Annotated in this window: 8 protein-coding genes; all 8 read right to left on the bottom strand. The window is 62.9% G+C overall.

The annotated features are described in order from the left end of the window. Positions 1-1,074, bottom strand: a complete 1,074-nt coding sequence (gene rfbG, locus B3N48_RS09445) for a CDP-glucose 4,6-dehydratase (RefSeq protein ID WP_414704220.1) — start codon at positions 1,072-1,074, stop codon at positions 1-3. Beyond that, entirely contained in the window at positions 1,065-1,838 is a 774-nt protein-coding gene (gene rfbF, locus B3N48_RS09440; protein ID WP_296182493.1) for a glucose-1-phosphate cytidylyltransferase, read from the bottom strand. Before rfbF ends, rfbG begins: the two co-directional genes overlap by 10 nt. Before the next feature lie 1,189 nt (positions 1,839-3,027). Continuing rightward, complete coding sequence (locus B3N48_RS09435; protein WP_296182490.1) at positions 3,028-6,627, bottom strand: glycosyltransferase; 3,600 nt, start codon at positions 6,625-6,627, stop codon at positions 3,028-3,030. Positions 6,628-6,746: 119 nt separating this feature from the next. Then, positions 6,747-8,351, bottom strand: coding sequence for a flagellar hook-associated protein 3 (locus B3N48_RS09430; protein WP_296182486.1), 1,605 nt, complete (start codon positions 8,349-8,351; stop codon positions 6,747-6,749). Between the two features lie 11 nt (positions 8,352-8,362). Then, on the bottom strand, positions 8,363-10,456 hold the full coding sequence (flgK, locus tag B3N48_RS09425) for a flagellar hook-associated protein FlgK (protein WP_296182483.1): 2,094 nt from the start codon (positions 10,454-10,456) through the stop codon (positions 8,363-8,365). A gap of 10 nt (positions 10,457-10,466) precedes the next feature. After that, on the bottom strand, positions 10,467-11,735 hold the full coding sequence (flgJ, locus tag B3N48_RS09420; RefSeq protein WP_296182480.1) for a flagellar assembly peptidoglycan hydrolase FlgJ: 1,269 nt from the start codon (positions 11,733-11,735) through the stop codon (positions 10,467-10,469). 10 nt (positions 11,736-11,745) lie between these two features. Then, on the bottom strand, positions 11,746-12,855 hold the full coding sequence (locus tag B3N48_RS09415) for a flagellar basal body P-ring protein FlgI (RefSeq protein WP_296182478.1): 1,110 nt from the start codon (positions 12,853-12,855) through the stop codon (positions 11,746-11,748). A gap of 13 nt (positions 12,856-12,868) precedes the next feature. Continuing rightward, a complete protein-coding gene (flgH, locus tag B3N48_RS09410; RefSeq protein ID WP_296182476.1) occupies positions 12,869-13,582 on the bottom strand; it encodes a flagellar basal body L-ring protein FlgH in 714 nt (237 codons plus the stop codon). Between the last annotated feature and the right edge of the window lie 62 nt (positions 13,583-13,644).

The raw sequence follows: 13,644 nt of genomic DNA, 5'->3' as shown, positions 1-13,644 counted from the left end.
TCACGCGGCCTCCGTGTACAACGCCAACTGGCGCTGAGTGAAATCGTGCATGTCCTCACCCCGTTGCCAGGCCAGGTGCCAATCCACGGTGTGCTGCAGGCACTGTTCCAGGGACCAGCGGGGTTTCCATTGCAGGCGCTGCCGGGCCCGGGCGCTGTCCAGTCGCAGCAAACCGGCCTCATGCATGTCGCTGGGCTCGACGCGCAAACCCGGCGCTTGGGGCCAGTGTCTGGCGAGGGTCGCCACGACATCGCCGACCGAGCACATGTCGTCGTCGCTCGGCCCGAAATTCCAGGCGCCCGCGTAGTCCGGCCCGTGTTCGTAGAGCCGTTCCGCCAACAGCAAATACCCCGCCAGCGGCTCCAGCGCGTGTTGCCACGGGCGCACGGCCTGCGGATAGCGCAGGGTCACCGGTTCGTCGGCCGACCAGGCTTTGAGCACGTCGGGAATCAGACGCTCGGGGGCGAAATCACCGCCGCCCAGTACATTGCCCGCCCGTGCCGTGGCCAGCGCCAGTCCGTGCTCGGCGTAACCGTCGGCAGGAAAAAACGACGCGGCGTAGGATTGCGCCAGCAGTTCGCAACAGGCTTTGCTGCTGCTGTACGGGTCGTGGCCGCCCAAGGGTTCGTTTTCCCGATAGGGCCACAGCCATTCCTGATTCGCGTAGACCTTGTCAGTGGTGACCAATACACAGGCGCGCACGCCGCCCACCTGACGAATCGCGTCCAGCAGGTTCAGCGTGCCCATGACGTTGGTGGAATAGGTGCCGAGCGGATCACGATAGCCCTCGCGCACCAACGGCTGCGCGGCCAGGTGCAGAACGATTTCCGGCTGAGCGCGGGCGATCAGCTCGAGCAAGGTGCCGAGGTCGCGCAAGTCACCGCGCTGGTCGTCCAGTCCTTCACTGACACAGGCCAGTTCAAACAGGCTCGGTTCGGTACCAGGGTCCAGCGCGAAACCGGTGACCTGCGCGCCCATGCGGGCCAGCCACAGCGACAGCCAGCTGCCTTTGAAACCGGTATGGCCGGTGAGCAAGACCCGCTTGCCGCGCCAGAAGTCGGGGTTCACGCCCAGCTTTTCCAAGGGGCCTCCCCGCGCTGCCACAGGTCTTCGAGGTGATTCTTGTCACGCAAGGTGTCCATCGGGTGCCAGAAACCCGCGTGTTCGAACGCCTTGAGTTCGCCTTCCGTGGCGAGGCGCGCCAACGGCTCGGACTCCCATGGCGTCTGGTCGTGCTCGATGTAGGGAATGACTTTCGGCGACAGCACGAAGAAGCCGCCATTGATCCAGCCACCGTCGCCTGGCGGTTTTTCGGTGAAGCCGGTCACGCTGTCGCCCAGGCAATTGAGCGCGCCGTAACGGCCAGGGGGCTGAACGGCGGTGACCGTGGCCAGCTTGCCGTGCTGCAAATGGAAATCCACCAACGCGCCGATGTTCAGGTCAGAGACGCCGTCGCCGTAGGTGAAGCAGAACGCTTCGTCGTCTTCCACGTACTTGCGCACGCGCTTGAGACGGCCGCCGGTGAGGGTGTCTTCGCCGGTGTCGACCAGCGTCACGCGCCAGGGCTCGCTGTAGTTTTCGTGGACGTCCATGCGGTTGTTGCGCATGTCGAACGTCACGTCAGAGGTGTGCAGGAAGTAGTTGGCGAAGAAGTCCTTGATCGCGTAGCCCTTGTAGCCGAGGCAGATCACGAAGTCGTGAATGCCGTGGGCGGAGTACTGCTTCATGATGTGCCAGAGAATTGGCTTTCCGCCGATCTCGATCATGGGTTTGGGCTTGAGATGGGATTCCTCACTGATCCGAGTCCCCAACCCACCCGCCAGAATAATTGCCTTCACCTGCCTACTCCTCCTGTCCCGACAGCGCGCCGCCGCGCTTGCGCGAAAGGTGTGCCCGAACGTCAAACGACCGAATCGTCCGTTGTTCGAATCCGCATGAACGGCACACGCAACGCACGATTTATGGCGATATCAGGAGGACTTGCACGAACCGCGCCAGTTTTTTGGAGGGGAATTCATCGGGGTTGATGACAGGCGCAGGGGGGTGGCGATCTGGGTGTGCCAGACCTGAGGATGTAAAGCCGAGCAACCGCATTCGCCAGCAAGCCGGCTCCCACGGCTACGACATCGATCGCAGAATTGAAGACCTATGCACGACCTTGTAGGAGATGCCGGCGGACGACGGCCGCGAGGCGGTGTGTCAGGCGCACCACCAGCGTCCGTATACCGCTTCGCGGCCGTCGTGCCTCCGGCGGCTCCTACGGACTGCGGCGTGTACATAGTGTGTGAGTCCCCAGCACGCCGACTCTCGCGGAGTGTGAGTCGTTCGCAAAATCCCAGCACACCGCGGACGCTGTAGGAGCAGCCGGAGGCACGACGGCCGCGAGGCGGTGTGTCAGACGCACCTCCAGCGTCCGTGATACCGCTTCGCGGCCGTCGTCCCTCCGGCGGCTCCTACGGACTGCGGCGTGTGCATGGTTTGTGGGTCCCCAGCACGCCGACTCTCGCGGAGTGTGAGTCGTTCGCAAAATCCCAGCACACCGCGGACGCTGTAGGAGCAGCCGGAGGCACGACGGCCGCGAGGCGGTGTGTCAGGCGCAACACCGGCGTCCGTGATAGCGCTTCGCGGCCGTCGTCCCTCCGGCGGCTCCTACGGACTGCGGCGTGTGCATGGTGTGTGAGTCCCCAGCACGCCGACTCTCGCGGAGTGTGAGTCGTTCGCAAAATCCCAGCACACCGCGGACGCTGTAGGAGCAGCCGGAGGCACGACGGCCGCGAGGCGGTGTGTCAGGCGCACCACCAGCGTCCGTGATACCGCTTCGCGGCCGTCGTCCCTCCGGCGGCTCCTACGGACTGCGGCGTGTGCATAGTGTGTGAGTCCCCAGCACGCCGACTCTCGCGGAGTGTGAGTCGTTCGCAAAATCCCAGCACACCGCGGACGCTGTAGGAGCAGCCGGAGGCACGACGGCCGCGAGGCGGTGTGTCAGACGCACCACCGGTGTGTGCATATGGGATCGACGGTTCGCAGTCAGTCCGCCAGCCAGCCATTCACCCAATGCTGCAGATTGTCTTCGCGGAGCATGAAGTCGCGTCTGACGACATCGCGCAGTGCGTCGCCCTGGCGGTAGCTGGCGTCCGGGTCGGCGAGGTGGCTGCGGATCGCGTCGAGCCATTCTTCGGTGCTGTTGGTCAGGATGCGGGTGCGTGGCAGGTAGCCTTGATACGCCGCCGTTTCCGTGCAGATGACCGGGTAGCCGCAGGCGCCGTATTCCAGCAGGCGCAGGTTGCTCTTGCAGTCGTTGAAGATGTGTTTTTCCAACGGCGCCAATGCCAGGTCCAGGTTCAGGCTGGCCAGTTTCGCCGGGTACATGTCCAGCGGGATGACCGGGTAAAACTCGTGCACATAGGGCCGCAAGGCCGGCGGGCACATGCCGAAGAACACCCAGTCGACCTCGTCGGCGAGCAGGCGCACAACCTCGGCGATGATCTCCAGATCGCCGGTGTGACTCGTGCCGCCACCCCAGCCCACCCGGGGTTTGCGACCGGCACGGCGTACGCTGCGCAGGTCTTGCCACAGGGCCGGTGTCAGCATGTTCGGCACCACGCGGATGTCGTGATGCATCGAGGACAACGCGTCAGCCAGTGGCTGCGTGGACACCACCACCCGGTCACACAACGAAATGCCACGGCGCACCAGCCGCTCCATCTCCTGGCTGTCCGGCATGCCGCGAACGTGTTCGTTTTTCTTCGGCACGTGGATCACATAATCATCCAGTTCGTAGATGCGCCGTGCGTTGGAATAGGTTTTCAGGTCGACGATTTCATCGACCCGCAACTGACTGTAACGGCCTTGCAGGACCATGATGTCAGGGGAATGACGCTCGACCTCGATCAAATCCGGATGGGCGTAGCTGATGATTCCGGCGGCCCGGCCTGCGGACTCCAGCGCGATCATCGGTTCGGTGACGCGGTAGTGCCCGATGGCCGAAGCGTTGATCGGCAGGGCCAGGACTTTCGGCAAATGCGCGCCGGCGAAGGGCGTCCAGCCGCTTTTGAGCCCCGGCTCCAGACCAAAGCTGGCCGCGCCCAGACTCTTCAGCGAGAGGTTCGGGTTGTACGCAGGGTCCCGCGCGACCCACGGCAGCCAGCGCAAGTAGAAACGCTGGTTCTCGTCCTCCTGGCGTTTAACGCGGTCGGCGTCAGCCGTCACGGCAGGCCGCGCGCCCTGAGCCACCAACGCCTGTGGCGTCCACACCACGAGATGGCCGGACTCACGCACCCGCAGGCAAAAATCCACCGGGCTCAGGCTGCATCCGAACTGCGCATCGTCCAGCCCGTCAAGGCGCTCGAACAACGAACGGCGCACCATGAAGCAGTCGACGCCGACCGCACTCAGGTCGTGGACCACTTGCAGACGATGCATGTACCCGCCCGCCTGCAGGGTTTCACCGCCAAACGGTAACCCCGCAGGACCGTGCAGGCCGAGAATCATCCCGGCGTGAACGACCCTGCCGTCCGGACCGAACAGCTTCGGTCCTACCACCCCGACTTCCGGCCGTCGCGCCTGATCGAGCATTTCGTCAAGCCAGTTGCCATGGGTGACCACCGAATACGGGCTGAACAACAGCAGGTAATCGCCCCGCGCGTCGGCCGCAGCCGCGTTGTACAACGCGGCATGATCGGCATCGCCTTGAAAGGACAGCACGCGCAGCCGCGTCGGGTCGAGTTGCCCCATCTCCGCCAGCCATTGCCGTGTGCTCGACTGCTCGCTGCCGTTGTCGATGATCAGCAACTCGTAGCGCCCGTAAGCGGTATTGTTCAACACGCTTTCCACACAACGCTGCAACGGCGCGAGTTGGTCCTTGATGACGATCATGATCGACACCAACGGCTGGGTGTCATGCCGGTAGCGAATGCGATTGAGCAGCGGCAGGGTGTCATCCCGCTCGATGTCGCTGGCGATCCCGCTGCGCTGAAGATGGGCCTGGACGACCGCCAGGTTGTATTCCAGCACCTCGGGCAACGCCAGCCATTTGGCCAACGGGAATCGGCACTCCACGGTCATTTCGCTGAGATGACCGATGGCCCCCGCCCCGCGCTCTTCAAACAGACGCCAGAGCAGGTCATGGGGCGCCAATTCACCATAGCGGGCGTCCATTGCGCCGTGCGCCAGCATCGCCTCACGCTGAAAGGCCAGGCATCGGCCCACGTAGGGGTAGCTGCGCAGCAGGTCGAGGTTGAAATCAGGCTTGAACACCGGCTCTGCCGACTCGCCGTCGACCAATGCGCCTTCGTCGCTGTAGAGGCAGCGCAACTGCTCGTTCAGTGCGATGCGTTCGGCCAACATCAGCAACGCAGGCTTGACCAGCCGGTCGCCCGCCTGCAACAGGTAGATCCACTGCGCGCCGTCCAGCTGGGGCAACAGGCCGTTGATCTGGGTCCAGGCATCGTCCTGCAAGGGCAGCGTGAAGATGCGCCCGTCCAGCGCCGCGCTCTGGCACTCGCTGGACAGCACCAGCGTCAGCTCGGGTGCGTAAAGCTGCTCGTCCAGGCTCTCCAGCGTCACGTCCAGACTCGCACGGCTGCCGAAGCGGTCGACGATCACCGGCACGATCTTCGGCCGCGAAGGCCAGCGCATCAGGATGTTGGGCAGCTGTTGGCGCTGCACGTCACGCAGCGTGCGACAGGCCAGCCACTGTTCGTACAGCTCGGCGAAACTCTCGCTGCTGGTGCCAACGCGCCAGTCCTGAGTGGTCTGCTGAGTGCCCAGCGAACGCGACAGCGCCAGCTCCTGCCAGTCGCGCTCGGCGCCCATGTCCTCAGTGAACGGCTGATAGCGCACCCAGCCTTTGCCCAGATACGGCTCGCCGGTGCGCGCCTTGATCATCTCGATCAGCCATCCCTGCTCGGTCTCGACCGAAGACTGCATGGCCTGCTGACGGCTGAGGCGATCGGCATGCAGACGTTCGATGCCAAGCACGTTATTCAGCACCGCCACGTTGCCGCTGTGCATCATGCAGACATACAGCGCCAGGTCGAGCAGGCCAGCGAAACTCTGGCCCGATTGGGTCAGGCCCGGCAAATAATTCAGCACATCGTCACGGCGGAACAGCGCGCTGCTCAGGCCACCCAGAAAATTCAACGGGTAGATTTCGACGATGTTCAGCAGGTCTTCGCCCTTGAACATTGCGCTGGTCGGCGACAGCGGCGAGTTCTCCAGACGCGTGGGCAACTGAACGTCGTCGGCGTCCCAGAACAGACGCTGAGACAGAACAAGGCTCACATCGCTGTGTTTGACGAACTGTTCGACCTGCATCCCCACCGCTGGCGGGAACAACTGGTCGTCGTCGCAGAGAAACTTGATGTATTCACCCCGGGCTTCGGCAAGGCACGCGTGCAGGTTGCCGATGAAACCCAGTCGCTGCGGGTTCCGGACATAACGCGCTGGCACGCTCGAGTCTTGGGTCAGGGTATCGAAAATCTCGCGGATCTCGTCGCCACGGGAATCGTCGCAGACGATCACTTCCACGTGGGCGTAGCGTTGGGTCAGCGCACCGTGCAGCGCTCGCTGAAAGAATCGTGAGTGATAGGCGGGAATGACGATGCTGACAAGAGGCGCTGAATTCACGGGAAAGACTCACAGGCGGCAAGCAGATTGGGGGCTGTCCTGCTAAACCGCTGACAATAACGGTTGACGTCCTGCGCTGGCAGTCCGATCGATGATCGGCGCTGCCAGGGCTCAGGCACTTACAGCTTGCTGAACAGGTTCAGCGACGAGAGCTGGGTGAACACCAGTTGCGAGGCCTGCAACATGGTTTTCTGCAAGGTCAGGCGCGCAATAGCGTCGACCGGGTCGGAGGCCGTGATGGTCCCGGCTTCGGTGGTGCCGTTGTCCATCAGGTTCTGGTTGGTCACGCCCTGATCGGTGGCGGTAGCGGAACGGGCGCCACCGTCGCTGCGAGCCGCGCCGATCTGGTTGGATTGGCTTTTCAGGTTGCCAATCGCCGAGGTCAGAGTCGCTTGCAGTTTTTGCGTGGCCACCGGGTCGCCGTCGACTTTACCGTTCAACGCTGCGATCACTGTGGACAGCGTGTTGAGGACGTTTTCGGTCTGACGGGTCGACGAACTGGCGGTGAACTGATCGCCTGCCGCCAGCGCTGGCGGGTTGCCGCTGAAGGTGAACGTCACACCCGCGGCCACGGCTTGATTCGCCACCGGCGTGCCGGTCAGCGTACCGCCGGTGACCACCGGGGTGCTGGCAGGGTCGTAAGGTGAGGCATACAGGTCGAACGTATTGGCGCCGGTGAAGCGCAGGATCGCACCGCCATCCGGGAACACCTTGTCAAACGCCGCTTGATCCGTGACCTGCGACGAAGTGATCACGGTGTTGGCCGACGAGTTGGTCGGCAGGCGCGCCGTGCTGACCGAACTGGCGGTCACGCCCAGGGTGAACGTGTGGTTGCTCACGGCTGCATCGGCGGTGGTGGTGGTGGCTTTCTGCGCGTCGGTCAGGTTGATGTTCAGGGTCAATTCGAGGCCGCGAAAGCCAATGGTCTGGCCGGCGGGGCTGGACGAATCGAACTTGCCGACCGAGGTCGCTTCAGCCGTCACGTCAGTATTGTTCTTATCCAGAATCTGGAACTGGGTGCTGCTGAGGAAGCTGACCTTGTAGGGCTCACCGGCCGTGAACTTACTGCTGTAGGTGGCATCGTTGGTGACGGTGCCGCCGGAAAGTGAAATCACGCCGTCATTGGCGCCTGCGGTCAGCGTGGCCGAAGTCCGGGTCGTGTTGACCGCTTGCTCGAAAGCGTCCCAACCCGTGGTGTTGCTGGCCATGGAAATGCCGCTGCCGATCGCCAGCTGGTTACGCGTCTGGTCGCCGTGATAGCCATAGCTGCCATCCGGGTTGAGCGAGTAAGGCGCGGTCGTGGATTTCGAGCCGGAGAACAGGTACGAGCCATTGGCATCCTTGCTGTTCATCAAGCCCAGAATCTCGCCCTGCAGCGCTGAGAGTTCCTGAGCGTTGGCCTGGCGATCCTTGTCGGTGAAGCTGGCGCTGCTTGCGCCCAACACCAACTCCTGGGCGCGTTGAATCGCACTGGTGATAGACGTCAGGGCGGTTTCGGTCTGGACCACACCGGTGTTGATGGTGTCGATGTTGGATTTGTACTGATTCAGCATCGTGCCCATTTGCTGCAATTGCAGCACGCGGGCCGCGCCGACAGGGTCATCGCCTGCGGTATTGAGCTTGATCTGGCTGGCCACTTCGTCACCGGTCTTGACGACGTTGGCGTACGTGCGCGAATAGTTCGTCGCACTGGTTTCATAGAACTGGGTCGTTGAGATACGCATGTGACGACTCCTTAAAGACTGTTGATCAGCGTGCTGAAAATGGCTTGAGCCGCTTTGATGATCTGCGACGACGCGGTGTAGTACTGCTGGTACTTGACCAGGTTGGCCGCTTCTTCATCCAGCGAAACACCCGACACGCTGTCGCGGGCGGTCTTGGCCTGACCCAGCACAGCGGTGGTGGCCGTGGCGTCATCTTTCGCCTGGCTGGCCTTGGAGCCGACGGTGGTGATCATGTTGCTGTTGGCGCCGGCGATGCTGGAGCCGGTGCCGTTGTTCGCGGCGTTGCCGATGGTCTGCTTGGTCTGCAGGCCCAGCACCGATTCGGCGTTGCGGTTGTCCGAAGAGCCTGCGCCGGTCAGGCCGATGCTGTAGGTGTCGCCGGCGGTCGGCGTGCCAGAAATAGACATGCCGATGGTGAACGACTGCGCCGTGGAAGCGGAATCGGTGTAGCCCACTTCCAGCGTGATGTCGTTCTTCGCGCCCGGCACGATGCTGCCGGTGACGGCGACGCCGTTCTTGTCCTTGACCGCCGCACCGTTGGCGTCGACCAGCGAGTAAGACTGGGCGCCGTTGGTGACCGCGCCCATCAACAGACGCATCGGTGTCGCGCCGGTGATCGCTTTACGCAAATCAGCAGTGGCCGTCGGGTTGTAGATATCCGCGTGGTTGGTCAGGGTCGGTTGAGTGAACGATCCGGACGAACTGTTGCTGGCACCCGCCGTACCGGTCAGCGGCGCGGCGGCCGCGATGGCTTTCGGATCGGTCAAGACAGTTTTGATGCCATCGGCGCCGGTCTTGGTCGGGCTGACCTTGAAGCTGTCGCCTACCTTGAACGTGCCTGCCGGGGTGGTGCCGTTGTTCGCGTTATTGAACGACAGCGAGAAACCCAGTTTGTCGGTCAGCGCGGACGGCGCCGGGTCGGCAATGTTGTAGGGTCCAAGGCTGGTGCCGTCGGCCGCTTTAACAGTGTATTGCGTGGCGGCTGTCCCCGCCGCGCCGGGACCGAAGGTCACCGAATAATCGCGGGTGCTGAGCACGCCGGTATTGGTGATGTTCACGCCCAGCGTGCCAGACGTCGGGTCGTTGTTCTTGTTGCCCAGGGCCCGTTGACTGGTCAGGCTCGGATCGTTGATGTCTTTGAACAGGCTGGCGCCGAACTGACCGTTGGCGTCCACGCCCTGGTTCAACTGCTGGTTGACCTGATCGGTGACGACCACGGCCATGCGCCCCAGCTCACTGGCGGCCGGTTGCAGCACATCATTGCGATAGCGCAGCAAGCCGCCCAGCGTGCCGCCGGTCACGACGCCGGACACATCGACGACGCTGCCCTGGTAACTGAGTTTGAGCGCATACGCAGTCGGATCGCTGTCACTCGGTACGGCGCTCAAGGCGTTGGACTGAGAGCCGGTGACCAGTGGCTGACCGGTGCCGATGTAAATGTCGTAGTTGCCGTTGGTCTCGACGACCTTGGCGCCCACCAGACCGTTGAGCTGGCGCACCGCTTCGTTACGCGCATCCAGCAGCGAGTTCGGCTGACCACCCAAGGCTTGGGCCTGAGTGATCTGCTTGTTCAGGTCGGCGATGGACGACGCCAACGAATTCACCTGACCGGCCACGGCGGTCATCTGGGTGTTGATCGTCGCGTTCTGTTCTTTCATCTGCGACGAGATCGAATTGAACTGCGCTGCCAGTGCGCTGGCGCTGGTCAGGAAATTGGTACGCGCGGCGGAATCCGTCGGCTTTGCCGAGAGCGCCGTCATCTTGTCGAAGAAATTGCTCAATACGGTGCTGATGCCGGTAGAGCTGTTCGACAACAGTGAATCGAGTTTGCTGGCCTGGCCCAGATACGCCTGGGCATCGGAGTCAAGGGATGTACTGCTCTGCAATTGGGTGTCGAGGTAGCTGTTGTAGATCCGACGCACATCGGACAGCGTCGTACCGGTGCCGATGAAACCGACGCCGATGTTCTGCTGCGCGCTGGACGTGGTCATCACTTGCTGGCGCGAATAGCCCAGCGTGTCGACGTTGGCAGTGTTGTTGCCGATGGTGGTCATCGCAGCACTGCTGGCGTTCAGCCCTGAAAGCCCGATTGAGATCAGTGACATGGTTCAAACCTTATAAAGTCGTGGAAGAGCCCGACGCGGCGGCGTAGTTCTGGTAACTCTTCATCTGTTTCGCGATTTGAGAAATCTTGCTGGCATAGCCCGGGTCTGTGGCGTAACCGGCCTTCTGCAGCTCTTTCACAAACTGTTCCGGGTTATCGGCCGATTTCAGCGTGGCTTGATAGCGATTGTTGTTCTGCAGGAAGCTCACCAGGTCGTGGAAGCTGTCTGCGTAGGAGTCGTAGGAACGGAAGTCCGCCGTTTCCTTGACCATCTTGCCGTCACGGAACTCGCTGGTGATCGCACGGGCTTCCGCGCCCTGCCAGCCGCCTGCGGCCTTGATGCCGAACAGGTTGTGACTGCTGCTGCCATCGGATTGACGCATGATCGATTTGCCCCAGCCGGTTTCCAGCGCAGCCTGAGCCACCAGTACCGTCGGGTCGACGCCGATGCGGGCGGCGGCGTCTTTGGCCAGCGGGAGCATGGTGTTGACGAAATCGTCGGCGTTGGCGAACGCGGCCTTGGCAGGCGCCAGCGGGGTCTGCACCCGATTGCGCACGTAGGCGTCGGCTTGAGCGGTGTATTCCGGGCCGACCGTCCAGTCGCCATTGCTGCCCGCTTTTTTCGCAGCGGCAACAGCGTTGGAAACGGCGATCCTGTTCTTCAGCGTCGTGGCGCTGGTGGCCGGATCCTGAGCGGCCTGGGTATTCGGCACGATGCCGGCCATGATCCGGTCGGTCAGTTTGCTCGGCAGCGCCAGACGACGCGAATTGAGCGCGGCCACGTCGTTGTGCGGCGTGCCGTCAGCCGACGGCGCCGCCGCTACCGAGCGGGAGGCCCACAACGGACGTTGCGCGATGTGAGTCGCCAGGCCGCCCTGCGAGGAGTTCTGCGCGGCGCTCGCGTCAACCTTGGCGGCGGTCGGTTCGGTGCCGGCAGGCGGTACGGTATCGGCTTTGATCTTCGACAGTTGGCGCATCAGCACCTGTTGCAAACCGATACCCCCACCCTCCCGCGACATGCTCACGGCCAACTGCTGGTCGTACATGTCCTGGTACTGCCGGGTCGCGGCGGTGTTCATCGGGTTGTCCTTGGCCAGCACTTCGTTGGCCGAACGCATGGCCTTGAGCATCTGGCTGACGAACAGCGACTCGAACTCCTGCGCCACCTTCTTGAGGTTCGCATCGCTGTCGCGGTCGCCGTTCTTCATGGCGGTCAGACGATTGAGGTCGGTATACGCCCCCGAATCGACATTGCTCGTACCGCCGCTTGGAATACTCATGCCGACTCCCTTAAATCACGATCAGGTCGGCTTGCAGCGCGCCGGCCTGTTTGAGGGCTTCGAGGATGGCCATCAGGTCGCCAGGGGCTGCGCCCACTTGGTTGACCGCACGGACGATCTCGTCAAGCGTGGTGCCTGGACCGAACTTGAACATCGGGTGCATTTCCTGCTGCGCGTTGATCTTCGAACGCGGCACCACAGCGGTCTGGCCGTTGGAGAACGCACCCGGCTGGCTGACGATCGGGTCTTCGGTGATGGTCACGGTCAGGCTGCCGTGAGTGACGGCGGCGGGCGAGACTTTGACGTTCTGACCGATGACGATGGTGCCGGTCCGCGAGTTGATGATGACTTTGGCCGAGGTCTGGCCCGGATCGATTTCCAGGTTTTCCAGCACCGACAGGTAATCGACGCGCTGGTTGGGGTCCAGCGGCGCAGTCACCCGCACGGAACCACCGTCCACCGCTTGGGCAACGCCTGGGCCGAGCATGTCATTGATCTTGTCGACGATGCGCTTGGCCGTGGTGAAGTCGTTGCGGTTGAGGTTCAGGGTCAGCGAGTTGCCCTGATTGAAACCGCTCGGCACCGCACGTTCCACCGACGCGCCGCCGGGGATACGGCCCGAAGACGGAACGTTGACGGTGATTTTCGAGCCGTCGCGGCCTTCGGCGTCAAAACCGCCGACCACCAGGTTGCCCTGGGCGACGGCGTAGACATTGCCGTCGATACCTTTCATGGGCGTCATCAGCAGGCTGCCGCCGCGCAGGCTTTTCGAGTTACCGATGGACGACACGGTGATGTCGATCTGTTGACCGGGTTTGGCGAACGGTGGCAGGTCGGCGTAGACCGCCACGGCGGCAACGTTTTTCAGTTGCACGGTGCCCGATCCCGGCGGCACCTTGATGCCGAACTGCGACAGCATGTTGTTGAAGGTCTGCAGCGTGAACGGCGTCTGGGTGGTCTGGTCACCCGTGCCGTTCAAGCCCACCACCAGACCGTAACCGATCAGCTGGTTGTTCCGTACGCCGGAAATGCTGGCAATGTCCTTCAGGCGCTCGGCGTGTGCACCCAGCGCGGTGAGGGAAAGCAGCGCTGCCGCTATCAGTTGCTTGAACGTGATCATGGCTATCCCGGAATCAGAAAGGGAACAACGGACTGAGGAAGAAGCGGTCGAACCAGCCAGGCTGACTGGAGTCGGCAAACGCCCCGGTACCGGAATACGTGATGCGCGCATCGGCTACGCGGGTGGACGACACTGTGTTGTCGGTCGCGATGTCATCGGCCCGGATCAGACCGGCGATGCGCACCAGCTCGTCACCGGTGTTGAGCGTCATCCACTTCTCACCGCGCACCGACAGAATGCCGTTGGGCAACACGTCGGCCACCGTCACGGTGATCGAGCCGGTCAGGCTGTTGCTTTGCGCCGCCTTGCCGTCGCCCTTGGTCGCGCGGTCACCGGCGTAACCGGCGTCCAGGCTGAGGCTGCCGCCGCCCACCGGGTTATTGGTGCTGACACCGGCGCCGAACAGCGAGGTGAGGCCGAGGCTGGTTTTGCTGGATTTGGTGAGACCGGAACTGGCCGCCTTGCTGGCCGCTGTGCGCTCGGACAGGGTGATGGTGATGATGTCACCCACCCGATACGCCTTCCGGTCGCCATACAGGTTCTGCTCGAAACCGGCCTGATAGATCGAACCGTTGTTGGCCGCTGCAGGCAGCGGCGTGCGTGGCAACACCGGCGCGTAGTAAGGGTCATTGGGTTTGGCCGAAGGCGCAACGCAACCGGTCAGCAGCGCGAGACCGCAAAGCGGTGCTGCCAACTGGGAAAGCCGCAATACAAAAAGCCGTTTCATGACACTTAAAACCTCGCGGTGTAGCAGGCGTTTTTCAGGCGCCCCGTCGGATTGATCAGGTG

It is taken from the genome of Pseudomonas sp. UBA1879 (assembly GCF_002338065.1).
Taxonomy (GTDB): Bacteria; Pseudomonadota; Gammaproteobacteria; order Pseudomonadales; family Pseudomonadaceae; genus Aquipseudomonas.
This window is presented reverse-complemented; position numbering and strand designations above follow the sequence as displayed.